At 65.4% G+C, this 24,841-nt stretch carries 23 protein-coding genes; 5 read left to right on the plus strand and 18 right to left on the minus strand.

Annotation, left to right across the window (positions count from 1 at the left end):
- The first annotated feature begins 3 nt into the window (after positions 1 to 3).
- The 3 genes from moaC (at position 4) to lexA (ending at position 2,676) form a co-directional block, all read left to right on the plus strand.
- Complete coding sequence (gene moaC, locus ACO06P_RS01765) at positions 4 to 480, plus strand: cyclic pyranopterin monophosphate synthase MoaC (RefSeq protein ID WP_420348300.1); 477 nt, start codon at positions 4 to 6, stop codon at positions 478 to 480.
- On the plus strand, positions 480 to 1,694 hold the full coding sequence (glp, locus tag ACO06P_RS01770; protein WP_420348301.1) for a gephyrin-like molybdotransferase Glp: 1,215 nt from the start codon (positions 480 to 482) through the stop codon (positions 1,692 to 1,694). The genes moaC and glp overlap by 1 nt, the downstream gene beginning before the upstream one ends.
- Before the next feature lie 217 nt (positions 1,695 to 1,911).
- On the plus strand, positions 1,912 to 2,676 hold the full coding sequence (lexA, locus tag ACO06P_RS01775; RefSeq protein WP_420348302.1) for a transcriptional repressor LexA: 765 nt from the start codon (positions 1,912 to 1,914) through the stop codon (positions 2,674 to 2,676).
- A 32-nt stretch (positions 2,677 to 2,708) separates the two neighbouring features.
- Here the strand turns inward: lexA and ACO06P_RS01780 are convergent, their stop codons facing one another.
- Positions 2,709 to 4,805: a ComEC/Rec2 family competence protein gene (locus ACO06P_RS01780; protein ID WP_420348303.1), complete on the minus strand. Its 2,097-nt coding sequence runs from the start codon at positions 4,803 to 4,805 to the stop codon at positions 2,709 to 2,711.
- Positions 4,806 to 5,133: 328 nt separating this feature from the next.
- Here ACO06P_RS01780 and gltX point away from each other — a divergent pair, with 328 nt between their 5' ends.
- Together gltX and ACO06P_RS01790 are read left to right on the plus strand one after the other, a co-directional pair.
- Positions 5,134 to 6,555, plus strand: a complete 1,422-nt coding sequence (gene gltX / locus ACO06P_RS01785) for a glutamate--tRNA ligase (RefSeq protein WP_420348304.1) — start codon at positions 5,134 to 5,136, stop codon at positions 6,553 to 6,555.
- A gap of 96 nt (positions 6,556 to 6,651) precedes the next feature.
- Entirely contained in the window at positions 6,652 to 7,968 is a 1,317-nt protein-coding gene (locus tag ACO06P_RS01790; protein ID WP_420348305.1) for a citrate synthase, read from the plus strand.
- Positions 7,969 to 8,021: 53 nt separating this feature from the next.
- Here the strand turns inward: ACO06P_RS01790 and lpxB are convergent, their stop codons facing one another.
- The 17 genes from lpxB to ACO06P_RS01875 form a co-directional block, all read right to left on the minus strand.
- The gene (gene lpxB, locus ACO06P_RS01795) at positions 8,022 to 9,221 is read right to left on the minus strand and encodes a lipid-A-disaccharide synthase (RefSeq protein ID WP_420348306.1); all 1,200 of its coding nucleotides are present in this window, start codon (positions 9,219 to 9,221) and stop codon (positions 8,022 to 8,024) included.
- Positions 9,218 to 10,039, minus strand: coding sequence for an LpxI family protein (locus tag ACO06P_RS01800; protein WP_420348307.1), 822 nt, complete (start codon positions 10,037 to 10,039; stop codon positions 9,218 to 9,220). Before ACO06P_RS01800 ends, lpxB begins: the two co-directional genes overlap by 4 nt.
- 16 nt (positions 10,040 to 10,055) lie before the next feature.
- Positions 10,056 to 10,850, minus strand: a complete 795-nt coding sequence (lpxA, locus tag ACO06P_RS01805; protein ID WP_420348308.1) for an acyl-ACP--UDP-N-acetylglucosamine O-acyltransferase — start codon at positions 10,848 to 10,850, stop codon at positions 10,056 to 10,058.
- Positions 10,850 to 11,320, minus strand: a complete 471-nt coding sequence (gene fabZ, locus ACO06P_RS01810) for a 3-hydroxyacyl-ACP dehydratase FabZ (RefSeq protein WP_420348309.1) — start codon at positions 11,318 to 11,320, stop codon at positions 10,850 to 10,852. Before fabZ ends, lpxA begins: the two co-directional genes overlap by 1 nt.
- Positions 11,313 to 12,347, minus strand: a complete 1,035-nt coding sequence (gene lpxD / locus ACO06P_RS01815; protein WP_420348310.1) for a UDP-3-O-(3-hydroxymyristoyl)glucosamine N-acyltransferase — start codon at positions 12,345 to 12,347, stop codon at positions 11,313 to 11,315. The genes fabZ and lpxD overlap by 8 nt, the downstream gene beginning before the upstream one ends.
- Positions 12,348 to 12,403: 56 nt before the next feature.
- The gene (locus tag ACO06P_RS01820) at positions 12,404 to 12,943 is read right to left on the minus strand and encodes an OmpH family outer membrane protein (protein ID WP_420348311.1); all 540 of its coding nucleotides are present in this window, start codon (positions 12,941 to 12,943) and stop codon (positions 12,404 to 12,406) included.
- Positions 12,944 to 12,972: 29 nt separating this feature from the next.
- Positions 12,973 to 15,276 carry an outer membrane protein assembly factor BamA gene (gene bamA, locus ACO06P_RS01825; protein WP_420348312.1) on the minus strand — a complete coding sequence of 768 codons (2,304 nt, stop codon included), beginning with the start codon at positions 15,274 to 15,276 and terminating at the stop codon, positions 12,973 to 12,975.
- A 40-nt stretch (positions 15,277 to 15,316) separates the two neighbouring features.
- Positions 15,317 to 16,453: an RIP metalloprotease RseP gene (gene rseP, locus ACO06P_RS01830; RefSeq protein WP_420348313.1), complete on the minus strand. Its 1,137-nt coding sequence runs from the start codon at positions 16,451 to 16,453 to the stop codon at positions 15,317 to 15,319.
- Positions 16,454 to 16,591: 138 nt separating this feature from the next.
- Complete coding sequence (locus tag ACO06P_RS01835) at positions 16,592 to 17,794, minus strand: 1-deoxy-D-xylulose-5-phosphate reductoisomerase (RefSeq protein WP_420348314.1); 1,203 nt, start codon at positions 17,792 to 17,794, stop codon at positions 16,592 to 16,594.
- 8 nt (positions 17,795 to 17,802) lie between these two features.
- Positions 17,803 to 18,594: a phosphatidate cytidylyltransferase gene (locus tag ACO06P_RS01840; RefSeq protein ID WP_420348315.1), complete on the minus strand. Its 792-nt coding sequence runs from the start codon at positions 18,592 to 18,594 to the stop codon at positions 17,803 to 17,805.
- 9 nt (positions 18,595 to 18,603) lie between these two features.
- Positions 18,604 to 19,341: an isoprenyl transferase gene (locus ACO06P_RS01845; protein ID WP_420348316.1), complete on the minus strand. Its 738-nt coding sequence runs from the start codon at positions 19,339 to 19,341 to the stop codon at positions 18,604 to 18,606.
- Between the two features lie 5 nt (positions 19,342 to 19,346).
- Positions 19,347 to 19,868, minus strand: coding sequence for a ribosome recycling factor (frr, locus tag ACO06P_RS01850; protein ID WP_420349686.1), 522 nt, complete (start codon positions 19,866 to 19,868; stop codon positions 19,347 to 19,349).
- A 39-nt stretch (positions 19,869 to 19,907) separates the two neighbouring features.
- A complete protein-coding gene (gene pyrH / locus ACO06P_RS01855; protein WP_420348317.1) occupies positions 19,908 to 20,654 on the minus strand; it encodes a UMP kinase in 747 nt (248 codons plus the stop codon).
- A gap of 283 nt (positions 20,655 to 20,937) precedes the next feature.
- Entirely contained in the window at positions 20,938 to 21,864 is a 927-nt protein-coding gene (gene tsf / locus ACO06P_RS01860; protein WP_420348318.1) for a translation elongation factor Ts, read from the minus strand.
- An 87-nt stretch (positions 21,865 to 21,951) separates the two neighbouring features.
- A complete protein-coding gene (gene rpsB, locus ACO06P_RS01865; RefSeq protein WP_420348319.1) occupies positions 21,952 to 22,863 on the minus strand; it encodes a 30S ribosomal protein S2 in 912 nt (303 codons plus the stop codon).
- A gap of 225 nt (positions 22,864 to 23,088) precedes the next feature.
- Positions 23,089 to 24,252: a serine hydrolase domain-containing protein gene (locus ACO06P_RS01870; protein WP_420348320.1), complete on the minus strand. Its 1,164-nt coding sequence runs from the start codon at positions 24,250 to 24,252 to the stop codon at positions 23,089 to 23,091.
- Entirely contained in the window at positions 24,253 to 24,750 is a 498-nt protein-coding gene (locus ACO06P_RS01875) for a DUF2059 domain-containing protein (protein WP_420348321.1), read from the minus strand. It lies immediately after the preceding gene.
- Positions 24,751 to 24,841 lie beyond the last annotated feature (91 nt).

The following is a 24,841-nucleotide window of genomic DNA, read 5'->3' on the forward strand; positions in this document are numbered from 1 at the left end:
GTGATGGGCGACTTCACCCACTTCGACGCGGAGGGCAAAGCCGTGATGGTCGATGTCTCCGACAAGGATGTGACCGAGCGGATCGCCGTCGCCAGGGGCTCCATCGTCATGCAGCCGGAGACTCTGGCGCGCATTCGCGACGGGGCCGTGGAAAAAGGCGACGTGCTTTCCGTTGCCCGCCTCGCCGGCATCATGGGGGCCAAGCGCACGCCGGATCTGATCCCGCTCTGCCACCCGCTGGCCCTCACTTCGGTCTCGCTCGACCTCACCCTGGATGAGGCGCGCTCGGCCGTCGACATCACCGCGCGCTGCAAACTGAAGGGGCGCACGGGCGTCGAGATGGAGGCCCTGACCGCCGTCAGCGTCGCGGCGCTCACGGTCTACGACATGTGCAAGGCCGTCGACCGCGGCATGCAGATCACGGATATCAGACTGCTTCGCAAAGAAGGCGGAAAATCCGGGCTTTACGAGGCTTCCTGATGATCTCAGTCGAAGAAGCTTTGAACCGCATTCTCGACCACTTCCAACCGCTTCCCGCGGAGACCGTCAGTGTCAACGAAGCTTACGGCCGGGTACTGGCCGCGGACATCCATGCGCGTCTGACCCAGCCGCCCAAGGCCGTTTCCGCGATGGACGGCTACGCCGTGCGGGCCGCCGACGTGGCCGCGGTGCCGACCGACCTCACGGTGATCGGGGCTGCGCCGGCGGGCAGGCCCTTTGACGGCCGCGTCGGACCCGGGGAGGCCGTGCGCATCTTCACCGGGGCGCTGCTGCCCGACGGCGCCGATGCCATCGTCATTCAGGAGGACACGGAGGCCTCCGGCACGACCGTGACGGTGAAGGAAAGCTGCGCGGCGGGGCACTATGTCCGGCCCGCCGGCCTGGACTTCAAGGCCGGCGACCCCGGTCCGCGGGCGGGACGGGCCCTCACCGCCCGTGACGTCGGGCTGATCGCCGCCATGAACCATCCCTGGGTGTCGGTGCGCCGGCGGCCGCGGGTCGCCATTCTCTCAACCGGCGACGAGGTGGTGATGCCCGGAGAGCCTTTGCGGCCAGGGCAGATCGTCAGTTCCAACGGCATAGCGCTCGCCGCCTTTGTCCGCGCCTGCGGCGGCGAGCCGGTCCAGCTGGGAATCGCGCCGGACCGCAGCGACCAGTTGGCCGCCCTCGCCGCCGGCGCCGAGGGAGCCGACCTGCTGCTGACCGCCGGCGGGGCCTCCGTCGGCGAGCATGATCTCGTACAGACCGCCCTGCAGCAGGAGGGGCTGGAACTGGATTTCTGGCGCATCGCCATGCGCCCCGGTAAGCCGCTGATGTTCGGCCGCCTCGGCAACACCCCGATGCTGGGGCTGCCCGGCAACCCGGTCTCCGCGCTGGTCTGCGCCACGCTGTTTGCCCGCCCGGCGCTGCACCGCCTGCAGGGACGCAGCGAACCTCCGCATCCCCTGGAAACCATGATCCTGGGGGCAGACCTCCGGGCCAACGACCGGCGCCAGGACTATCTGCGGGCGGCAATCTCCAGTGACGACGAAGGCCGCAAGGTCGCCACCCCTTACGGTGCCCAGGATTCTTCGATGCTGGCCATGCTGGCGGCGGCCGACGGACTGATTCTGCGGCCGCCCGAAGCGGCCGCCGCCGCGCGCGGCAGCCTCGTCCCGGTGCTTGAGCTCCGCAGCCTGGCAGAAGGGCTGTAGCCTCAGATCCCCGCGACCGCGGAGCGGCAAACAGAGCGTTGTGCGTGCCGCTGTCTGCAACCATAGATGTTCCCAACTACCTCATAGGTAGTTTCTCCGACAAAATTCTTGACCCCAAACAGGAACCAAACTAGAACATGTGCTGAGGTTTTTGTTTTGTTCCATATCTTGTGTCGTGACCGGGGCCGCAGACGACACCCTGAGGGTCTACCAGCAGATGCTAACCAAAAAGCAGCACGAGCTACTTCTGTTCATCCACGGCCATCTTCAGCGCCATGGCGTCTCACCGTCCTTCGACGAGATGAAGGATGCGCTGGCGTTGAAGTCCAAATCCGGCATCCACCGGCTGATTACCGGCCTTGAGGAGCGCGGGTTCATCAAGCGCCTGCCGCACCGCGCAAGGGCCGTCGAGGTGACGCGCCTGCCGGAGGACCTGGGCATTGCACCGCGGGCGGGCGCCGGACGGCCGGGGAACGGCCAGGAGGGAGTCGGTCAGGCCGGGCCGGTGATCGGCGACCCGAAGCCGGGCTTCGCGCCACGGGTGATTCAAGGGGATTTCTCGGCCTCGATGCCCGGCGCCCAGCCCGCCAACGACAGCGAGGCCCTGCAGTTGCCGCTCTACGGGCGCATTGCCGCAGGCACGCCGATCGAGGCGCTGCGCGATTACTCCACCCATGTCGACGTTCCTTCAGCCATGATCGGAACGGGTGAACACTACGCGCTGGAGGTCGACGGGGACTCGATGGTGGACGCCGGCATTCTGGACGGTGACACCGTGCTGATCGAACGCTGTGATTCGGCCGACAACGGCGCCATCGTCGTCGCCCTGATCGACAAGGAGGAAGCGACGCTGAAGCGTCTCCGCCGCAAGGGGGGCGCCATCGCGCTGGAACCCGCCAATCAGGCCTACGAAACCCGCATCTTCCCCCCGGAGCGGGTCACCATCCAGGGCCGCCTCGTCGGCCTGCTGCGCCGCTACTAGACTCGATCCCCCAGGCCGGGGCCCATATTGGCTCAATCCCCCGGCGGCTGCCGGTCGGTCAGCGCCGACCAGGGGCGCAGCCCCTGCGTGTCCAGCACGGTCCGCCGGCTGAGGCGGCCATCGGTCACCCAGATCGCCTGGGCGCCTTCGCGCCAAAGATCGAAGCGGTCTATGACGCGCTGAGGGCCGCCGCAGGCCTGCCGCCGGAGCGGCTCCAGGCTGACCACGACATCGGCAACGGCACAGTCCTCGGCGAGCCCCCGCGGGTCCCAGGACAGCGCCAGGAGTATTCCCTGCTTGCGATAGAGGCAGCCGAGCGGATCGCAACTCAGCGCGCCGCCCGCCACCGTCCCCGCCCGCGGCCAGCGGAGAACCTCCTGCGCGTCGCTGCCGCGGCGCCAGGAGTCGATGACAAAGCGGCTGCCACGCCGGTCGGCCAGCCAGAGGCCTCCTTCCTCATCGCGCAGCGCGGCGAGGCGGCCGTCGCCGCTGACCAGCAGGTCCGGCGGTTGGAAGAGCGCCGGCGACAGCGCACCGGCAATGGCCAGAGGCAGGCCCCAATACCGCCACCGCCCCCGCCAGAGACACAGCCAGAGCCCGCCCAGAGTGACGCAGACAAGGCCCCAGAGCGGCATCGGCGGGACCGTGACCAGGGCGCCGGGAAGATCGGCAACCCGGCCCGCGATCGACAGCAGCGCGTCTATTCCCCAGCCCATGGGGACAAACCCCAGGCTTTCGAGGCCGAGGGGCATCAAGAGCATGCCGATGACAGCGGCCGGCATGATGACGAAAGCCGTCAGCGGCACCGCAACAAGATTGGCCAGCAGCCCGAAGACGGCCAGCCGCTGGAAATGGAAGGCCGCAAAGGCGCTGGTCGCCAGGATCGCGACCAGGGACGTGAGGGCAACGCCCAGGATATAGAGGCCGAGCCGTCCTAGGACGTGGCGCCGCATCTCCAGCGACGCCGGCGACCGCTCCCAGCCCTCATAGACGCTGACCAGGGCGACGACGGCGGCAAAAGACATCTGAAAACTCGCCGAGACTAGGCTTTCGGGAGCGACCAGGAGGACGGCCAGAGCCGCCCAGGCGACGAGGCGCAGCGAGATCGCCCGCCGGTCCAGCAGAACGGCCAGCAAAACGATAGAGACCATGATGAAGGCGCGCTGGGCCGGGATCGTGAAACCGACAAGGCAGAGGTAGAGCAGACCACCAAGGCCGGCCGTCACGGCCGCCGCCTTCTTGATCGGCCAGTGCAGCGCCAGCGCAGGCGACAGGGCAAGCCCGGCGCGCAGCGCGAAGAAGAGCAGCCCGGTCACCAGACCCATGTGCAGGCCCGAGATCGCCAGCAGGTGGGCAAGCCCCGCCGCCCGCATGTCTTCACGGGTCTCCTCGGAGAGGGCGCCGCGCTGCCCCGTGACCAGGGCCGCGGCCACGGCGCCGGACTGGCCCGGCAGGTGACTCGTAATCCGCTCGGCGATGCGATGACGGGCGGCGGCCCAGAAAACACCCCATCGCCGGGCCATGCTTTCCGTTTGCGCGCCTGCGCCTGGCGCAGCGTGGTCGGCGGCGCGCAGCGGCCCGAGCGCGAAACCGATTCCGCCCAACTGCTGGAAATAGGCCTGGCGGGCGAAATCGAAGCCCCCGGGCATCGTAGGGGCCGAAGGCGGCCGTAACCTGGCACGCAAAGTCACCACGTCGCCTGGACGCAGCTCTGCATCGGTTGCGGCGGCGGTGATGCGGACCCGCGCCGGCAGGTCCTCCGCCGCGAGGCCTGCCATGGCCAGGGGCCTCAGCAGGAGGCGGCGACCCCTCGGCCTGGTCTCGAGTTCCAGCACTTCACCGGTAAGCTGGCCAGGACCCCAGGACCTTTCCAGCTGCGGCGCCTCGACCCAGGCGCTGCGCAGTTGGGCTGAAGCAAAGCCGACGCAGGCCATCGTCAGCGCCAGGGCCAGGAGACGCGGGCCGGCCGCGCTGCGCCAGCACCACAGGAGTGCCAGAGCCACGGCGCTGATCCCGGCGCCGATCCAAAGCGCAGGTTCCTGCGCCAGAGCGAAGTAGAGCGAGATGCCGAGGGCAAAGAAGACGGGAAGCCAGAGGATCCAGCGCTCCCGCTCCGCCAGCAGGGCCATGTAGGGATTGCTGACAAGGCGTTCCCAGCGACCCCAAGAGCGGCCCCAAGAGCGACCCCAGGGCGCAACAGCCCTCCAGGACGCTTCCTGCGGCGCTTTGCCTGCTTGGCCGATAGGCTCCACTGGCTTCCCCTGCCTGTTCCCCTGCCCTGCCGCCGCGTAATCGCATCGCGATTATAGACTCAGGCTCGGAACACGCAAAAAGAGAGCTTGCGAAGGCTTCGCTCCGGCCTGAACTGTCCGTTTGGATTGGCCGTTTGGAAGGGCCGGGCCGCTGTGCTACACCGCGCCGGTCATCTTTCCATCTTTCCGGATCCATCCAGCAGACATGAGTTCAGCACCCTCGTCCGTCGTGACGCGCTTCGCGCCTTCACCCACCGGCTTCCTGCATATCGGCGGTGCCCGGACGGCGCTCTTCAACTGGCTCTTTGCCCGCCATCACGGGGGAACGTTCAGGCTGCGCATCGAAGATACCGATCGCAAGCGGTCCACCCAGGAAGCGATCGATGCGATCCTCGACGGCATGCGCTGGCTGGAACTGGACTGGGACGACGAGGTGGTCTTTCAGTTCTCCCGCGCCGGCCGCCATGCGGAGCTTGCCCGGCAGCTCCTGGCCGACGACAAAGCCTACCATTGCTATGCCTCGCCGGAGGATCTGGAAGAGATGCGCGCCCAGGCGCGCGCCGAAGGTCGCCCGATGCGCTACGACGGGCGCTGGCGCGATCGCGACCCGGCTGAGGCGCCCGCCGGCGTTGACCCGGTGATCCGACTCAAGATGCCGCAGACCGGTGAGACACAGATCGACGATCTGGTTCAGGGCAACGTTACCGTGGCCAACGATCAGCTCGACGACATGGTGCTGCTGCGCGCCAACGGTACGCCGACCTACATGCTCTCCGTCGTGGTCGACGATCATGACATGGGGGTCACGCATGTGATCCGCGGCGACGATCATCTGACCAATGCCTTTCGGCAGACCCAACTCTATCGCGCCCTGGGCTGGGAGACCCCGGCCTTCGCCCACATCCCACTCATTCACGGGGCCGACGGTGCAAAGCTTTCCAAGCGCCACGGTGCGCTGGGCGTCGAGGCCTACCGCGACATGGGCTATCTGCCCGCAGCCCTGCGCAACTATCTGCTGCGCCTCGGCTGGGGCCACGGCGACGACGAGATCATCTCCACCGAGCAGGCCGTCGGCTGGTTCGATCTGGACGGCGTAGGAAAGTCGCCGGCCCGCTTCGACTTCGTAAAGCTGGACAACCTCAACGGCGTTTACATGCGCGAAGCGGACACCGCGGTGCTGCTGGACGCCGTGCGGCCGATCATAGAACACAAGATCGGGGGCGGGCTCTCGGCGGCGGCGACCGAGCGTTTGGAGCGCGGCATGGAGGGTTTGCGCGCCCGGGCAAAGAATTTGGTGGAACTGGCCGAAAATGCTATGTTCTACGTGATCGATCGGCCGCTTTCGCTGAATGCCAAGGCCGAAAAGATCCTCAAAGATGAAGCGCGACAGCGGTTGGACCGTCTACAGGCGGCCCTGAGCGCTATCGAAGAATGGAGCGAACCCGCACTGGAATCCGCGGTACGCGCTTTCGTTGAGTCGGAGGGGTGCAAACTGGGCGATGCGGCACAGCCGCTTCGCGCTGCGCTATCCGGCTCCAACACCTCACCCGGCATCTTTGAGGTCATGGATATCCTGGGGCGCGACGAGTGCCTCGCGCGGATTGCCGATCAGGCACGCGCGGCCTAGGGTTTTTGCTGCACCGCGGCAATTGATTGAAGGGGGCAGATTCTCTATGCTCCCGGCCAAACGAGCACACCTCTGGACTGTCATGGGGATGGGAAGATGAACGATGTAGCGCGCGACAGCAGTACCAACCAAACCGTCACCGTGACCGACAATTCCACCGGCAAAAGCGTGGAACTCCCGATCCTTGGCGGAACCGTCGGGCCACGTGCAATCGATGTGCGCCGGCTCTATGCGGAGACCGGTTGCTTCACGTATGATCCCGGCTTTACTTCAACCGCGAGTTGCGATTCCGCAATCACTTATATCGATGGCGAAGCCGGTATTTTGATGCATCGCGGTTACATGATCGAGGACCTGGCCGAGCACAGCGACTTTATGGACGTCTGTTACCTGCTGCTGCACGGCGAGCTTCCGAAGGCCGAGGAAAAGGCGGGCTTCGAGCGTTCGATCACCTACCACACCATGCTGCACGAGCAGATGAACTACTTCTACCGTGGTTTCCGCCGGGATTCTCATCCCATGGCGATCATGGTGGGCGTGGTCGGTGCGATGTCGGCGTTCTATCACGACTCCACCGACATCAGCGATCCACACCAGCGCATGGTCGCCTCTCACCGGCTCATCGCCAAGATGCCGACCATCGCGGCCATGGCCTATAAGTTCTCCATCGGCCAGCCCTTCGTCTATCCGCGCAACGATCTGAACTACGCCGAGAACTTTCTGAACATGGTGTTCTCGGTACCTTGCGAGGAATACAAGATCAGCCCGGTGCTGGCGCGCGCCATGGATCGGATTTTCATCCTCCACGCCGACCACGAGCAGAACGCGTCGACCTCCACGGTGCGCATCTCCGGCTCCAGCAACGCGAACCCCTTCGCCTGCATAGCCGCGGGGATCGCCTCGCTTTGGGGGCCGGCCCATGGCGGGGCCAACGAGGCGGTGCTGCAGATGCTGCAGGAGATCGGCAGCAAGGACCGCATCCCCGAGTTCATCGAGCGCGCCAAGGACCGCGACGATCCCTTCCGTCTTATGGGTTTCGGGCACCGGGTCTACAAGAACTACGACCCCCGCGCCAAGGTGATGCAGAAGTCCTGCCATGAGGTTCTCAGTGAGTTGGGAGTCCAGGACCCGCTGCTGGACATTGCCATGGAACTGGAGCGCATCGCGCTGGAGGACGAGTACTTTGCCGAGAAGAAGCTCTTCCCCAATGTCGACTTCTATTCCGGCATCATCCTGAAAGCCATGGGCTTCCCGACCACCATGTTCACGGTGCTCTTCGCACTGGCGCGCACGGTCGGCTGGGTCGCCCAGTGGCGCGAGATGATCGAGGACCCGAGCCAGCGGATCAGCCGCCCGCGCCAGCTCTACAACGGCCACACCGAACGCAAGTACGTCCCCCTCGACCAGCGATAGCCTGGTCGTTCGCGGGCAAGCGGAACTGCAGAAACGAGGGCGCCTGGGGTTCTCTAGGCGCCCTTCTCCTTGTCCGCCAACAGGCTCAGCACCGCGCGGGCGGCGCAGCGGCTGGGGCTTTCGCCGGAGGCAGGTTGAAGCGCCCGGATCACTTCCAGATAGGCTTCGCGCTGGGCCAAGCGCGCGGCGGGGTCGCTCAGGAGGCGGTCGATCGGCCCGAGAATCTTCTCGGGCCTGCAGTCGCGCTGCAGAAGCTCGGGCTGCACCATGCGCCCGGCAAGAATGTTGACCAGGCTGGCATAGGGAACGTTCAGCCAGCTGAACGGCAGCAAGCCCGTGAATCCGCCCAGGCGGTAGGCAATGACGGTGGGCACCGCGGCTACAGCCAGTTCAAGAGCCACGGTGCCGGAGGCCGCGATAGCCGCCTGGGCCCGGGCAAAAGCCCGGCGCTTTGCGGTCACGCCCCGCGTCACCTCCACGGGAACCGGCCAGGATGCGGTCGCCTCACGCACGGCTGCATCTACCGTCTCCACCGTGGGGATCACGACCCGCAAACCCGGGTGCTTGCGGGCGAGGGCCGCGACCGTCGCTTCAAACACCGGCAGCAGCTTGCGCACCTCCCCCTTGCGGCTGCCCGGCAGCACGGCCAGCAGCGGCCCCTCGCCTGACGGCGAGGGCCGGTCGGCCAAGCGAGCCTCCTCCCCGGCCGCGTCCTCGACGGCGGAATGGCCGACAAAGCGTGCGCGCAGGCCATGGGCTTCGAAAAGCGGCGGTTCAAACGGGAGAAGCGCCAGCACGGCATCGAGGTAGCGTGCCATGCGCTTGGCGCGCTTGGCCTTCCAAGCCCAGACCTGGGGGGCGACGTAGTGGACCAACGGCATCCCTGCGTCCTTCAAGCGCTGCTGGACCTCCAGGGTGAAGGACGGCGAGTCGATGGTCACGACGATGTCAGGGTGCTGCGCCCGAACCGCGGCAGCGGTCTGGCGGATACGCCTGATGATGTGAAAGACATGGGGCAGCACCTCGAGGAAACCCATGACTGCGAATTCCTGGATAGGAAAAAGGCTCCGCAGGCCTTCGCGTGTCATCTCCTCCCCGCCGATACCGGCAAAGCGCACCGCCCCGCGCCGTTCGGCTTTCAGGGCTGCCATCAGGCGTGCGCCCAGAACATCTCCCGAGGGTTCGCCGGCAATCACGAAGATCAGCGGCCCTGATTCCTGAGCGACTTCTCCCTCCACGTCCGTCGCAGTCATGCCGGCCGTTCGATTCCGATCAGGAACAGCCCTGCCCTGTCGGCGGCGCGCGCGACGGCGTCGGTGTCGACCACAAGGGTGTGTCCGGCCTCGATTGCGATCCCGCGAAGACCGGCCGCGGCGGCGCCCTCGACCGTTCTTACCCCGACCGTCGGAAGATCCGCCCGTCGCTCCTGTCCGGGTTTGCTGAGTTTGACCAGAACGCCGCCCAAACCGTTCCTCTGCAGCGGTCCGCAGCGCTCCAGCAGAGCATCGGTCCCCTCGATAGCCTCGACACCCAGAACCATGCCATCCTGGATCACCGTCGCCTGCCCAACATCAGCGGCCCCCATCGCCTGCAAGACGGCAACTCCGCGCGCGATGTCGGCCTCGGCCTGGGCATCGGGCAGAAGCCGCCCATAAGGCCCTTTGAAGGCCAGCAGATCGCCCATCAGTTCGTCGACGCCACGGACGACGAAGCCTTCCTGCTCCAGCGCCTTGACGAGCGCTCCCAGGAGGCCGTCATCGCCCAGGCTGTTGAACTTCAGCTTGGTCAGAGCCTTCAAGGTGTAGCCGTCGGGGCGCAGCTCGGACAACGAAGGGCGCTTGACGGGGCCGATCAGAACGAGTTCGGCCACGCCGGCGGTTCGCAGCGCGTCCATGGCGCGCTTGGTCTGGCCGAGCTTGACCCAGAGGTGCTCGACGCCTTCCACCGTGGACGGCTCGGTGTTGCCTTCGATGGCAACCACGAAAGTGCCGCGGCCCTGCGACCGGCAATGCTCGATAAGCCGGCGGGGAAGGTGTCCGCCGCCAGCAACAATGCCCAGCGGCCCCGTCATCAGCCTGAAACCACCATCAGTACTCTTGCGGGCGCAGGACGGGCCGGCCCGTTTCGACCCGCAGGAAGGTCAGCAGGTTGCGCACGGTGTCCAGCTCCCCGAAATCGTCCTCGATGCCATCCATGCGCTCTGTCAGCGTGCCGCCCTCCTCTCCGAAAAGCCGGTCGTAGACTTTCAGGAGCTTCTGGATCTCATCGCTGGCGATGCCCGCGCGCTTGAGCCCGATCAGGTTCAGCCCATCCAAACGGGTCGGGCGGGCCATGACGATGCCATAGGGAATGACGTCATGCTTCGTGCCGACCATCGCGCCGAGGATGGCATTGCGGCCGACGCGGACGAACTGCTGCACGCCGGTGAGCCCGCCAAGGATCACGTTGTCCTCGATCGTGACATGACCGGCCAGGGTGCAGTTGTTCGCCATGATCACGTTGTCGCCGATCTTGCAGTCGTGGGCGACGTGAGATCCCGGCATGAAGAGGCCGTGACTGCCGACACGGGTCACCATGCCGCCGCCCTCTGTGCCGATGTTCATCGTGACATGCTCACGGATGATGTTGTCGGTGCCGATCCGCAGTTCCGAAGGCTCGCCGCGGTACTTGAGGTCCTGCGGGGTTTGACCGATCGAACTGAACGGCAGGATCTGCGTGCGGGCGCCGATTGTCGTATGCCCGTCGATCACGACATGGCTGTGGAGCTTGATCTCCTCGCCAAGAACCACGTGCGGCCCGATGATGCAGTAAGGCCCGATCAGACATCCGTCACCGATCTTGGCGCCGGGTTCGACAATCGCTGTGGGGTGGATGTCCGGCATCAGTAATCCATGATCATCGCGGAGTAGCTTGCACTCGCGACCAGGGTTCCATTGACCTTCGCTTCGCCGGAGAACTTCCAGACGTTGCGGCGGTTCCGGACTCTCGTGACATGAATGTGGAGGACGTCGCCGGGAACCACAGGCTTGCGGAAGCGCGCATCGTCCACGGTCATGAAGTAGACAGGCTTGCCGTGAGCGTCCTCGCCGAGGGTGAACATCACCAGAGCGGCGGCGGTCTGGGCCATGGCCTCGACGATGAGGACACCGGGCATCACGGCCCGTTCCGGGAAATGGCCGAGGAAAAACGGTTCGTTGATCGTGACGTTCTTCACGCCGGTCGCTGACTCGTTGGGTACGATGTCTTCCACCCGGTCAATCATCAAGAACGGATAGCGGTGCGGAAGCAGCCCCATGATGTCCTGGACATCAAGGCTGGCGACACCGTTCCGTTCACTGCTCTCTTCACTCATCCTTCTTCCTACCTCTTGCCTTCAGCTGGCGATCCCATAGCGCGCACAGCCGAAAGAACTCCCGGGCCGGCCGGGCCGGGCTGCCCAACACGGTCATACCTCCAGGAATGTCACGCATGACGCCCGACTTCGCACCGATTCTGGCGCCCGCGCCGACCTTCAGATGGCCGGATACTCCCGCTTGTGCCGCAACCGCCACAAAGTCCTGCAGAACGGAGCTGCCGGCCACGCCGGACTGCGCCACAAGCACGCAGCCTTTGCCGATGCGCACGTTGTGCCCGATCTGTACAAGATTATCAATCTTTGCCCCGGCGCCGATTACGGTGTCCGGCCCGGCCCCGCGATCGATGGTCGAATTGGCGCCGATCTCGACGCCGTCTTCCACGATGACCCGCCCGAGCTGGGGCACGTCGACGAAGCCCTCTGGGTCCATGGAAAAGCCGAAGCCCCGGGTCCCGAGCCTGGCACCGGCATGAATCTGGCAGGCCCGTCCGACGACGCAGAATTCCAATGAGACGTTGGGTCCGACAACGGTCCCGTCGCCGATTTCGACGCCTTGGCCGACAACGGTGTTGGCCCCCAGACGGCAGGCGCGGCCGATCTTGGCCCCGGGGCCCACCACCACTCCCGGACCGATCTCGCTGTCCTCGCCCAGGCTGGCGCTTTCGTCGACGACAGCGCTTGGATGAACACCCGCCACCGGCATCCGGGCCGGGTAGAACGCCTGGGCGACCTTGGCATAGCCTCGATAAGGCCGCTTGGTCAGGATCAGCGCCATTCCTTTGGGCGCCCGTCCGGCAAACTCCGGGTCCAGAATGCAGGCCCCGGCCTCGCTCTGCTCGAACTGCTCGACGTAGCGCCGGTTGTCGAGAAAGCTGACATCCTGTGGGCCGGCCCGATCAAGGGGGGCCACGTCCTGGAACGTGGATTCCGGATCACTGCCGGTCTGCAGCTCTGCTTCCGCCAAAGCAGCCAGCTTCGAAAGGCTGAGAGGCCCTGCCCGTTTAAAGAATCGGCTGTCCGCCATACCACCACCCCTTTGGGTTCGCCGTCTCTGCCCGCAACGGCCTTGCCCGTCGTTGCCTAGTTGCCTGCCGTGCCCGAGGAAACATCGGTCAGGCGGCTGTTCAACCGCCGCAGCGCCTCCTCCGTCAGATCGAACTCGGACTTCACGATGATGACGGTGGTCTTCGCAAGAACCAGGTCCAGATCACGTTCGATCGCTATCTCCTGGGAGATCGACTGAAGCACCTGTTGAACCTGCGCCATGCCTTGGCTGAAGAGTTGGTCGAGGCGCCGCCGTTCGGCCTGCATCTCCCGCTGAAGCGCCACGCCCTCCGCTTCAAGGCTGCTGCGCTCCTGGCGATAATCCTCGGCAGACAAGCTGGATCTGCGCTGTGCCAGATCAAGGTCTGCCTCGCGCAGCGCCACTTCCCTGTCCTGCATGGCTTGTTGAGCTGCGACCCGTGCGGTCTCGACGCGCTGAGCCAGGGTCTTCACCGCGACCGACTCGCGAAGCACGGCCTGAACATCGATGACCCCGATGAGCGGTGCCCGCTCAACCTGCGCGTTGGCCGCAACCGGAATAATACTCAAGAAGACAAGAGCAGCGGCGAAGCGCAACGGCCAGCTGCATTGACGCGTCATGTTGCCTAAAACTGCGTTCCGAAACTGAAGCTCAGGATTTCGGTTTCGTCGAAATCCTCCTTGACCACTGCGAAGCCCAGGTCCACGACAACCGGCCCGAAGGGCGAGTTCCACGAGACACCCGTGCCGACCGTGACCCTGGGCGACGAAGAATCTTCCACATCGACATCCAGGTTGCCGTCCTCGTCCAGATCCCAGGCAGCCCCGACATCGGTAAAGAGTCGTCCGCGAACATCCAAATCGAAAGGTAGGGAGATCGGGAAAGCGACCTCTACCGTCCCTGTGTAGAAGTGCTTGGCGCCCAGCGAGTCGCCGGTACGTTCATCACGCGGCCCGATGCCGCCGAATTCGAAGCCGCGCGGATTGCCGCCGCCGCGGAAAAAGCGATCGGAGATGCGCGTGTCTTCGCCGATGCCGAAGATGGTCCCCGCAGATCCGCGCAGACTGGCCGTGTAGTCCTCGAAGATCGTGTAGTAGTAGCCGCTGTTGACCGAGGCTTTGAGGAAGCTCACGTCGCCGCCGAGGCCGGTGACCTCCGTCCTCAGGCGTCCGATCACGCCGTCACGGGGATCAAAGCGAGAGTCCCTGGTGTCGTAGATGAGTTCGTTGCTGACGCCGGAGCGCAAGGTCTCACCTTCTTCGGAGCGAACCAGCAAGGAGGCGTCGCTGCCGACGTCGGTGATGTCGCGGTTCTCGATGGTGTAACGCACCACGTTGCGGATTTCTTCGGTGAGATTGAAGCCCGCGCGGACCGACCCGCCGAGGCGTTCCTCCTCGAAGGAGCTCTCGTCGTCCCTGTCGTCGGTGGTTCGGAAGAGGTCGAAACCGGCGGCCAGATTGCGGTCGAGGAAGTAGGGCTCGGTGAAACTCAAGTCGACCTCCGAAGCTTCGCCCGCAAGGGTAAAGCTCAGCCGCAGATCCTGCCCGCGGCCAAGAAGGTTGCGCTCGCGGATGCCGATGTTGCCGATAGGCCCGTCGGCCGAGGAGAAACCGGCACCGAAGGTCAGGTCGCCGGTGGACTGTTCCTCGACCTCCACCCTGACGACGGTGCGGTCCGGCGCGCTGCCCGGTTCGTTCTCGACGGTGACCGTCTTGAAGAAGCCGAGGTTCTGGACGCGCTGGCGCGAACGGCGCAGCTTGGAACTGTTGAAGGCATCGCCTTCCACCAGCCTGAACTCCCTGCGGATGACGCGATCAAGCGTACGGACGTTGCCCTCGATGTCGATGCGTTCGACGAAGACCTTGGGTCCCTCCTGAATGTCGAACACCAGGTCGATAGTGAGGTTCTCGCGGTCGCGCTGCACACGGGGGCGAATATCGACGAAAGCAAAGCCGAGATCCCCCACCGCCTCGGTGAGGGCTTCGATGGTCTTGTCGACCTCGCTGGCGTCGTACCAGTCGCCCTCGTAGGTGGTGAGTTCACCCCGCAGCGATTCCGGGTCCAGGTTGCGCAGGGTCGTTTCGATCCCGATCGCGCCGAAGCGGTAGCGCGGCCCCTCCTCGATCGTGAAGGTGACGATGAAGTCCTGATTGTCAGGGGTCAGTTCGGCAACCACCGAGACCACCCGAAAATCGGCATAGCCTTCGTTCAGATAGAAGCGCCGCAGGAGCTCCCGATCGAAGGTCAGGCGGTCAGGGTCGTAGGTATCGGTGTTGGTAAAGAAGTTCCAGAACGACGCCTCAGAGGTGGTCACCTCGTCGCGCAGAGTGGAATCCGAAAACTCGCGATTGCCGATGAAATTGATGGAGCGAATGCTCGTGAGCGGCCCTTCGGAAATCTCAAACGCCAGGTCGACCCGGTTCTGCTCGAGCTGGATGACCTTGGGTTCGACCGTGGTGGCAAACCGTCCGGAGCGGCGGTAGATTTCCAGGATGCGGTCGGCATCGCTCTGAACCTTGGTGCGCGTGAAGACGACGCGTGGACGCAACTCGATTTCCTGCTGCAGAGTCTCATCGTCGATGCGGCGGTTGCCCTCGAAGGCAATACGATTGACGATGGGGTTCTCCGCAACGACCACGACCAGTACGTTGCCTTCCCGACGCAGGCTGACGTCGGCGAAAAGGCCGGTGGAGAACAGGTTCTTGAGGGAGCGGTCAAGGCGAACCGGATCGAAAGGATCGCCGGGATTGACCCGCATGTAGGAGCGCACGGTCGCGGCCTCGATGCGCTGTGTGCCCTCGACGCGGATCGCATCGATTCGGCCCCCGGAGAGCAATGACTGTGCCTGAAGTGGCTCTGGCAGGCTGACGCACACTGTACCGGACAGCAGGCACGCCAAGGCGACGACGAACAACCGTCCGCGAAACACGTTCCCTCGATCCTTCCCCCGTGGCTCTGGCGCTTATGCTCTAAGTGACCAGGCCCTTAACGAAACTCACCAAGCCTTCGAAGCGGAGCAGGTCGTTCCACGTCACGAAAACCATCAACGTCAATACCAGAGCCAGTCCGATCCTGAAACCGTATTCTTGGGCCCTTTCGCCCAGGGGGCGGCCCCGCAGAGCCTCGATGGCGTAGAACAGAAGATGGCCGCCATCGAGCATGGGTACCGGGAACAGGTTAATCAATCCCAAGTTAATCGAAAGGACGGCAGCGAAGAAAATCGCCTGCGGAATCCCGTGCTCGGCAACCTGACCGGACATCTGCGCGATGCGGATCGGTCCGCCCAGTTCATCGGCGCCCCGGTCGCCCCGGATGATCTGACCGAGGGCCGTAAAGGTCTGGTTGATGATCGAGACGGTTTCTCGCGTGGCCTGCCAGACCGCAGTTGCCGGGTCGTGGCGAATGAAGTCGCTGCTGCTGCGCTGAATGCCCAGCTGGCCGACCTCCTGTTCTTCGCCCAGGCCGTTTTCCCGGACCACGCGCGCCGGGATGGCGACAAGGTCGACTTCCTGGCCGTCGCGGAGCACGACCACCTCGAGCCGTTCTTCCGGCCTCAGGCCGACGATGCGCTGCAGCTCTTCGAATCGGGCAACCGACTGGCCATTGACCGAAATCACTTCGTCTCCGGGCTCGAAACCGGCGGCCTCGGCGGCAGAGTCCGGCATCACCTCGCCGACCACGGCCGGCGTGAAGGGCTGGCCGATGACGCTGAAAAGGCCAGCGAGCAGCACAATGGCAAAGAGGAAGTTCGCAATCGGCCCGGCCGCGACAATCCAGGCCCGCTGTCCCAGGCGTTTATGCGGAAAGGCAACGGCCCTCTCGGCCGCGCTCAGCTCCGAAACGCTGCCGTCGGGCATGCTGGCCGCATTGGCGTCGCCGAACATCTTCACATAGCCGCCAAGCGGGATGATGCTGAACTTCCATCGCGTTCCGGCCTTGTCCGTCCAGCCGAAGAGTTCCGGCCCAAACCCGATGGAAAAGATCTCGACCCGCACACCGTTCCAGCGGGCGACAAGGTAGTGCCCCAGCTCGTGGACGAAGACCAGCGCAGTGAGGATGACCAGGAAAGGAATGCCGAAGCCGTAAAGGCCGCCAGAAAAATCCATAACTTATAGATCGTTCCTAAATCTTTGTCTGAAAGATGCGCGGCTTCCTGGCGCTGGTCGGGCGCAGCCGGAAAAGACCTCCGCTCCGCTGTGCCAGCTGCCCTGGTGATACTCCAAAACCGCTGTCAAGAAAAGGACTTAGGCCCGCCCGCCTCGTTCTTCAAGCCGCCTTCCGGCGGTGGACCGCGCCAGGGCGTCGGCAGCCTCGACCTCCTCCAAAGACGTCAGAGGGCCGCTGGGGTGCCGTGCCAGGGTCTCCTCGACCACTGCGGCGATCTCGACGAAGCCGATCTGCCCCGCCAGAAAGGCCGCGACCGCCACCTCGTTGGCGGCGTTGAGCGTGGTCGGGGCCGTGCCGCCGGCCTTGAGGACCGAACGGGCGAGCGCCAGGGCGGGAAACCGTTCGGCGTCGGGCGCCTCGAAATCCAGGCGCGCGATGGCCGCCAGGTCCAGACGGTCCACCGGTGTCGCCATCCGTTCCGGCCAAGCCAGAGCATAGGCGATCGGGGTGCGCATATCGGGCTGACCGAGCTGGGCCAGGACCGAGCCGTCTACATAGGAGACCATGGAATGGATCACCGACTGCGGATGAACCAGGATGTCGATGCGGTCCGCCGGCATGTCGAAGAGGTAATGGGCCTCGATGAGTTCCAGGCCCTTGTTCATCATGGTCGCTGAATCGACCGAGATCTTGGCGCCCATGTCCCAGTTCGGATGCGCCACCGCCTGCTGTGGCGTAACAGCGGCCATATCCTCCCGCGACCAGGAACGAAACGGCCCGCCGGAAGCGGTCAGGATGAGACGGTCGACGGTCTCGCGGTTCTCCAGATCCAGAACCTGAAAGATCGCGTTGTGCTCGGAATCCACCGGCAGGAGCTGCGCATCGCAGCGCGCCACCTCGCCCGTCATCAGCCCCCCTGCGCAGACCAGCGTTTCCTTGTTGGCCAGCCCGATCACCCGGCCCTCGCGAACCGCCGCCAGGGTCGGCGCCAGCCCGGCCGCGCCGACAATGGCCGCCATGACCCAGTCGCAGGGTCTCGCCGCCGCCTCGGCCACCGCCGCGGCGCCGGCTGCTGCCTCAACGCCGCTGCCGCTCAGCGCCTCTTTCAGATCGGAATAGCAACTTTCGTCGGCGACCACGGCGAGGCGGGCGCCGACACGCTTGGCCTGAAGCGCCAGACGGGAGACCGAGCGGTTTGCCGTCAGAGCCTCGACCTCGAAGGCCTCGGGATTGCGCTCCACAAGGTCAAGCGTGCTGCAGCCGATAGACCCCGTCGAGCCCAGAATCGTGAGGCGCTTTGATTGGACCGCGGTCTTCAAGGAGGGGGTTGCCAGGGACATCTGCGATCTCAAACCTCCAGGGCCCAAACGAACACGAAGACGACGGGCAGGACCGCCAGCAGGCCGTCGACGCGGTCAAGGATACCACCATGACCGGGAATCAGGTGACTGGAATCCTTCACGCCGAAGTGGCGCTTGCAGAAAGACTCCAAAAGGTCACCGCCCTGGGCCACGACGGCCAGGGCGCAGCCGACGAAAAACAGCGTGCCGGCCTGTTTGTCCAGCCACAGGGCCGCCAGCGCGCTGACCAGGCCGGCCGCGAGGCTGCCGCCGATCAGCCCTGCCCAGGTCTTGTTCGGGCTGATCCGGGGCGCAAGCTTCGGCCCGCCGATTCCACGCCCGGCGAAGTAAGCGCCGATGTCGACCGCCCAAACGACGGCCAGGACCCAGAAAACCAGATCACGCCCCTGTTCCGGGAGGTGCCGCAGCCAGAGAAAGGAAAGCACGGCAAGCCCGATGTAGAAGGTTCCGCCGGCCAGCCAGAGAGCCTGATGCCAGAGAGCCTGATGGCGATGCAGAACCAGGCTCACCACGAGCACGGCCAGCGTTCCGGCCAGAAGCTCCAGCAAGGCGTGCTGCGACAGGCCGACCGCGAAGAACAGCGGCAGTGCGACCAGAACGACAATCACGAGATAACCCCCAGGCACAAGCCTGGCGCCGCTGCAGAGCCGCGCCCACTCCCAGCCCATCAGGCCCGCCGCCAGCAGCATCAGCGCGTCCAGCCAGATGCCGCCGACATAGATGCCCGCCAGCACCAGCGGGGCGAGCACGATCGCGGAGAGAATGCGGACTTTGAGCAAGCCCGCGGCCTACTGGGACTCCGCGGCGGCGCCGTAGCGGCGGTCGCGGCGGAGATATTCCTCGACGGCGGCCATCAGATCGGCCTCTTCGAAATCCGGCCAGAGCTTGTCGACAAAGACCAGTTCGCTGTAGGCCGCCTGCCAAAGCAGAAAGTTGCTGAGCCGTTGCTCGCCCGAGGTTCGGATAAGCAGGTCCGGATCCGGAATCCCTGCCGTCAGCAGACCCTCGGTAAAGAGCTCCTCATCGATCAGCGACGGATCAAGACGTCCTGCGGCCGCCTCCTCAGCCAGGCGGCGCGCGGTGGCGGCGATTTCCTGGCGGCTGCCGTAGCTGAGGGCGATGATCAGGTTCAGGCGCGCGTTGTCGCAGGTGCGTACTTCGGCATCGTCGATCAGGCGGGCGATGTCGCCCGGCAGACGGTCCCGCTCCCCGATGACGCGCAGGCGGATGCCCTGTTCATGAAGCTCCGCCAACTCGCTCTGCAGGTAGCGGCGCAGCAGGCCCATGAGGTCTTCGACCTCTGTCATCGGCCGGCGCCAGTTCTCCGACGAGAATCCGTAGAGTGTCAGATAGGGGATGCCCATCTCCACCGCGCCGGCGATACAGCGGCGCACGGCCTCGGCGCCCTGGCGGTGGCCCAGGGTTCGCGGCAGGCCGCGCGCGTTTGCCCAGCGGCCGTTTCCATCCATGATGACAGCCACGTGTTGTGGCAACGCCGGCTCGGTTGAAAGGCGAGACTCATCCATCGCAGTCAGACCTGGAGTATCTCCTCTTCCTTCTGCGCGAGGGTGTCATCGACCTTTTTTATGTGGCTGTCCGTCAGGCTCTGTATCTCGTCCGACCAGTGATGGTGCTCGTCCTTGGAGATTTCGGAGTCCTTTTCCATCTTCTTGAGCATTTCCATGCCGTCGCGGCGGACGTTGCGGACCGCCACCCGGGCCTGCTCGGCATACTTTCCCGCGATCTTGGTCATCTCGACGCGCCGCTCCTCCGAAAGGGGCGGAATGGGAACCCGCACAAGCTGGCCGTCCGTCGCCGGGTTGAGGCCGAGGCCCGAATCGCGGATCGCCTTTTCCACTGCGCCGACAAGACTGCGGTCCCAGACCTGCACAGTGACCATGCGCGGCTCCGGCACCGAGATGCTGCCGACCTGGTTCATCGGCGTCGCCGAGCCGTAGGCCTCCACGGTGATCGGCTCCAGCAGGCCGGCGGATGCCCGGCCGGTCCGGAGCCCGGCGAATTCCTTGTGCAAGGCATCGATGGCGCCGTCCATCCGGCGCTTGATGCCACTTAGGTCAGGGTCTGCCACGTCTCAGTCCTCGTTTTTCACCAGTGTGTAGCGCCCGTTGCCCTCCAGCACCTCGGCGAAGGCCCCCGGCCGATAGATTGAAAAGACCAGGATCGGGATCTTGTTTTCGCGCGCCAGGGAGATGGCCGCATGGTCCATCACCCCCAGGTCGTCGGTCAGCACCGTCATGTAGTCCAGGCGCTCGTAGCGCGTGGCCTCCGGCGACTTTTCCGGGTCGGCGTCGTAGACGCCGTCGACCTTCGTCCCTTTCAGCAGGACGTCACAGCCCATCTCCGAGGCCCTCAGCGCCGCGGCGGTGTCGGTCGTGAAATAGGGATTGCCGGTGCCGGCGGCAAAGATGACCACCCGGCCCTTTTCCATATGGCGCTCGGCGCGGCGGCGGATGTAAGGCTCTGCGATGGTGTCCATGGGAATCGCCGACTGCACCCGGGTATCGACACCGATCTGCTCCAGCGCGTTCTGCAGCGCCAGGGCGTTAATGACCGTCGCCAGCATCCCCATATAGTCGGCTGAGGCTCGCTCCATCCCGGCGGCCGCGACAGAGACGCCGCGGAAGATATTGCCGCCGCCGACAACCAGGCAGACATCCACGCCCCGCGCCCTGACCTCGCCGACGTCGCGGGCGATCTGCGCCACCATGTCCCGGTCGAGACCGTACTCGCGATCGCCCATCAGGGCCTCGCCGGAGATTTTCAGAAGCACGCGCTTATAGCGCGGCGCGGGGTGCAGCTGGGTTTGCGTCTCGGACATGAGCCTCTGTGAAGCCTAGCGACGGGTACTCGTCGGCGGGAATGGAGCGGGCCGTATGGTAATGCGCCCAGGGCCTTCACGCCAGTGGCCCGAGGCCCCCGGAGGCGGGACAAATCTATAGCCGAGAAAGCCGCCGCGGACAATTGCGGGGCGCCCGTAGAACCCGGACGCACGCCGGCCCCGGACCACCCCAGGACCACCCCTGGACCGCCCCGGGCGCCCCCCCTGGGGCCACCTTGCCGGCGTCCCCCGTGGAAAACCGTGAGAATCCCCTGGCTGGCCCTCAGCCGCCGAGGGTGGCCGCAACCTCGGCAGCAAAATCGGCCTCTTCGCGCTCGACGCCCTCGCCCAGCTGGAAGCGATGGAATCCAGCGATCTTCACCGGGGCGCCCGCGTCCTTTGCCGCCGATTCGAGCACCTTGGAGACCTTGTTCTCACCGTCGATGACGAAGACCTGCTCCAGCAGGCAGACTTCTTCGTAGAACTTCCGCAGACGGCCCTCGACCATCTTCTCGATGATCTCTTCGGGTTTGCCGCTCGCACGCGCCTGCTCGCTCAGCACGCTGCGCTCGCGCTCCAGGGCGGAGGCATCGACCCCGTCGCGGTCCACGGCCAGAGGCTGGGCGGCGGCGACATGCATGGCGAGCTGACGCCCGAGGGCTTCCAGCTTGCTCGTGTCGCCTTCGGACTCCAGGCCGACAAGAACGCCGATCTTTCCGAGGCCCGGCACCGTCTGGTTGTGGATGTAGGAGCAGACAACGCCCTTGCCGACGGAAATGCCGGCACTGCGGCGCAGGCTCATATTCTCGCCGATCTTGGCGATCATGTTGGTCAGTTCGTCCGACACGGCATTGCCCGTGGCGGGATAGCTTGCCGCCTTCACCTGCTCCAGGTCGCCGCCGACGCCCAGGGCGATCTGCGCGCAGTTGCGCACGAAGTCCTGAAAGGTCTCGTTGCGGGCGACGAAGTCGGTCTCGGAATTCACCTCCACGACCGCGCCCGAGGTGCCCTCTGAGGCGACGCCGACCAGACCTTCCGCCGCCACGCGGCCCGCCTTCTTGGCGGCTGCGGCCAGCCCCTTCTTGCGCAGCCAATCGACCGCAGCCTCCAGATCGCCGTCCGTTTCGGTCAGCGCCTTCTTGCAGTCCATCATCCCCGCGCCGGAGGATTCGCGCAGCTCCTTCACGAGTGCCGCGGTAATCTGAGCCATGACTCGTTCCCTTTTTCTGGAGTCCAGTGTCGCCTGAGAGCCCGGCGGCCGGTGCCGCCGGGAACCGATCGCGTCTGTCCGGCAGCCTCAGCCGCCGGTGGAGGCCTCTTTGGCGGCCTCGGATTCGGATGCAGCCGCACCCTCTGCCGCGGGGGCTTCGGGAGTTGCCGCGGGGGCCGCGCCTTCGCCGGCTGCTTCCGCCGGAGCTTCAGCAGCGCCCTCGCCTGAGGCCTCGCCCGCCGCCGGGGCTTCGGGCAGCGTCTCGACCGGGGCTTCCTCCGACGCACCGACATCACCGCCGCTCGCCGTCAGCTCGACCTGGATACCGTCCAGCACGGCATCGGCGATGAGATCGCAGTAGAGGCTGATGGCACGCAGGGCATCGTCGTTTCCGGGCACCGGGAAGGTGACACCCTTCGGATCGGAATTGGAGTCCAGCACACCGATGACCGGGATATTGAGGTTGGTGGCTTCGTCGACCGCGATGTGTTCCTTGTTGGTGTCGATCACGAAGATGACGTCCGGCAGGCCGCCCATCTCCTTGATGCCGCCCAGCGCGCGCTCCAGCTTGTCGCGCTCGCGGGTCAGGTTCAGCAGTTCCTTCTTGGTCAGGCCGATCTGCTCCTCGCCAAGCTGGTCCTCGACCGTCCGGAGCCGCTTGATGGAATTGGAGATGGTCTTCCAGTTCGTCAGCATGCCGCCCAGCCAGCGGTGATTGACGTAGTACTGGCCACAGCGCTTCGCGGCCTCGGCCACCTTCTCGCTGGCCTGGCGCTTGGTGCCGACGAAGAGCACACGGCCGCCGCCGGCCACGATGTCGCGCACCGTCACCAGGGCCTGGTTCAGCAGCGGCAGGGTCTGCTCGAGATCGATGATGTGAACGCCGTTGCGCGCCCCGAAGATGTAGGGGGCCATGCGCGGATTCCAGCGACGGGTGGTATGTCCAAAGTGAACGCCAGCTTCCAACAGCTGACGCATCGAGGGGCTCGGAAGCGCCATAAGATCTTCTCCGGTTGGTCCACCGCGGGCCTGTCATCGGGACCTTGCCGAGGTTGCGCCAAGGCAGCGTCCTGACACCGGAGCGACGGTCGGGATGTCTCCCCGCCAGCCGCAATGCCCGCGTGTGAGATTGAAAACGTGGGCGGTTTAGCCCCCGACAGTGCAAAAATCAAGCACAAACGGGCGGATTCGGACCGTGTCCGCGCGCCCTCTCCCCCTTTGACGCTATGGCCCAGGTCCATCGGCTGCTGCAGGGACTATGTAGCGCGCCGCCACAGCCTGAGCGGCCGCCTGCATCGCCGCCTCAGCGGCTTTCGCATCGCCGTCGTTGCTGGCAAATAGGATAGACATCCTATGTTGCGGCAGAATCAGCATCAGGGCGTACCACATCGTGTTTGAGCCGTTGTGCCACAGCAGCGGCCCGCGTGCGCCCAGTTCACCCGCATCGCCCGCCACCCAGCCATAGGCATAGTCCTCGGCCTGCGGCCGATGCAGCCGCTGAAAGGTCGCCGACCGCAGCAGGGGCTCTTCCTCTCCGGGAAGCGCCAGATGCGCCTGGGCAAAGCGGGCCCAGTCCCGCAGCGACATGTGCAGCGTCCCCGCCGGCCCCAGGATCGCACTGTTGTCCGCGTTGGGACCAGGGGCGACAGCCCGTTTCGTCAGCCCCAGGATCGTCTGGTGTCCCCAGGGCTGGTCGATGCTGCCGGCCCGGCCCGGCGCGCCGAAGCCGGCAGAGGTGATGCCGAGCGGCGTGAAGACCTCGCGCTGCATCAACTCTTCCCAAGAAACCCCGGTTGCCTGTTCGGCGACCACGCCAGCCAAGGTGTAGCCCACATTGGAGTAGAGATGGCCGCTGCGCGGTGGGTGGACGGGTGTCTGCGCGAGGATCTTCAGCACCGCCTGCAACCGCTTGTCCGGGAGTTCGCCGTCAACCGGCGGACGCTCGAAGTTGGAGAAGAAGGAGAAGTTCGCCGGCAGGCCAGCCTGGTGGGTCAGGAGGTCCTCCAGCGTAACCGAACGATAGCCGCTGTGGACGCTCTCGGTGTGAGCTGGCAGCAGGTCGGATAGGGTCGTTGTCCAGTCCAGGACCCCGCGTTCGACCAGGCGGGCGATCATGGTCGCCGTCATGGCCTTCGTCACGGACCCCAGATGCCAGAGATCGTCGACGGTCACTGCGACCGGATGGCCCTTGCGCCTCAGGCCCACGGCCGCCATCTCCCGAACCTCTCCGTCCTTCAGAACCAGGCCGGCCAGGGCGACGAGGTCGTGCTGACGGCGCAGCGCCTCCAGGTCCGCCTCCAGCGACGCCGCCTCAGCCAAGGCGGCACAGCAGACAAGGGCGAAGGCCATCCAGGCGCCGGAAAACCAGGTCACAGCGCAGCGGCGCAATCAGAGTTCGTAGCCCTCGTCCTGCAGCCGCTGCTCGACCCTGCCCGGCAGGTTCTGCATCAGGGCCATGCCCCAGCGCTGGCTCAGCGGCACGGTCTCCGCCATCATCGCCGGCATCTTCTTGATCATGCTCTGGCCGGCCGGGCTCTTGTAGAACGCCAGCATGGCGTCCAGTTCTTCCTCGGTGAAGACCCGCTCGTAGATGATCGCCATCTCGTCCATCAGCAGGGGCATGGACTCCTTCAGTGCGGCCAGAATCTCGTCCTGGATGATCTCGCCGACTTCGTTGGGCAGCTCCGGGTTGGCCTGCCGCGCCATGGCGTTGATCTGGGCAAACGTCGCCTCGAACATCTGCTCCATCAAACCGTCGCCCTGAAAGACCTGGAAGACCTCCCTGGCCTTTTCGGCCTTCGTCGACTGGGCCGCGGCCGCCCCTGCACTTGCGGTCGCCGCCAGGGCGACAATGAGCACGCAGGCAAGACGCTTAAGGGACGGCATCGGCTTCTCCTTCTCGTTGTCGCGTGCCCCAGTGTACTCCTGACCGGCGACAGTTGCACGATCCCGGCGTCCTGCAACAGGGCGGACGTGA

The sequence above is a fragment of the Pelagibius sp. genome, from assembly GCF_965227505.1.
GTDB lineage: Bacteria > Pseudomonadota > Alphaproteobacteria > Kiloniellales > Kiloniellaceae > Pelagibius.

What these genes read in the sequence shown, in the direction of transcription:
- ACO06P_RS01835 (WP_420348314.1), bottom strand. Translation starts at nt 17,794, where the DNA reads ATGTCCCTGGCAACCCCCTCCTTGAAGACCGCGGTCCAATCAAAGCGC.
- ACO06P_RS01875 (WP_420348321.1), bottom strand. Translation starts at nt 24,750, where the DNA reads ATGCCGTCCCTTAAGCGTCTTGCCTGCGTGCTCATTGTCGCCCTGGCG.
- moaC (WP_420348300.1), top strand. Translation starts at nt 4, where the DNA reads ATGGGCGACTTCACCCACTTCGACGCGGAGGGCAAAGCCGTGATGGTC.
- fabZ (WP_420348309.1), bottom strand. Translation starts at nt 11,320, where the DNA reads ATGAGTGAAGAGAGCAGTGAACGGAACGGTGTCGCCAGCCTTGATGTC.
- frr (WP_420349686.1), bottom strand. Translation starts at nt 19,868, where the DNA reads ATGGACGGCGCCATCGATGCCTTGCACAAGGAATTCGCCGGGCTCCGG.
- lpxD (WP_420348310.1), bottom strand. Translation starts at nt 12,347, where the DNA reads ATGGCGGACAGCCGATTCTTTAAACGGGCAGGGCCTCTCAGCCTTTCG.
- rpsB (WP_420348319.1), bottom strand. Translation starts at nt 22,863, where the DNA reads ATGGCGCTTCCGAGCCCCTCGATGCGTCAGCTGTTGGAAGCTGGCGTT.
- lexA (WP_420348302.1), top strand. Translation starts at nt 1,912, where the DNA reads ATGCTAACCAAAAAGCAGCACGAGCTACTTCTGTTCATCCACGGCCAT.
- tsf (WP_420348318.1), bottom strand. Translation starts at nt 21,864, where the DNA reads ATGGCTCAGATTACCGCGGCACTCGTGAAGGAGCTGCGCGAATCCTCC.
- ACO06P_RS01845 (WP_420348316.1), bottom strand. Translation starts at nt 19,341, where the DNA reads ATGGATGAGTCTCGCCTTTCAACCGAGCCGGCGTTGCCACAACACGTG.
- lpxA (WP_420348308.1), bottom strand. Translation starts at nt 10,850, where the DNA reads ATGCCGGACATCCACCCCACAGCGATTGTCGAACCCGGCGCCAAGATC.
- lpxB (WP_420348306.1), bottom strand. Translation starts at nt 9,221, where the DNA reads ATGACTGCGACGGACGTGGAGGGAGAAGTCGCTCAGGAATCAGGGCCG.
- ACO06P_RS01800 (WP_420348307.1), bottom strand. Translation starts at nt 10,039, where the DNA reads ATGACGGGGCCGCTGGGCATTGTTGCTGGCGGCGGACACCTTCCCCGC.
- glp (WP_420348301.1), top strand. Translation starts at nt 480, where the DNA reads ATGATCTCAGTCGAAGAAGCTTTGAACCGCATTCTCGACCACTTCCAA.
- gltX (WP_420348304.1), top strand. Translation starts at nt 5,134, where the DNA reads ATGAGTTCAGCACCCTCGTCCGTCGTGACGCGCTTCGCGCCTTCACCC.
- ACO06P_RS01790 (WP_420348305.1), top strand. Translation starts at nt 6,652, where the DNA reads ATGAACGATGTAGCGCGCGACAGCAGTACCAACCAAACCGTCACCGTG.
- pyrH (WP_420348317.1), bottom strand. Translation starts at nt 20,654, where the DNA reads ATGTCCGAGACGCAAACCCAGCTGCACCCCGCGCCGCGCTATAAGCGC.
- rseP (WP_420348313.1), bottom strand. Translation starts at nt 16,453, where the DNA reads ATGGATTTTTCTGGCGGCCTTTACGGCTTCGGCATTCCTTTCCTGGTC.
- ACO06P_RS01780 (WP_420348303.1), bottom strand. Translation starts at nt 4,805, where the DNA reads ATGGCCCTGCTGGCGGAGCGGGAGCGCTGGATCCTCTGGCTTCCCGTC.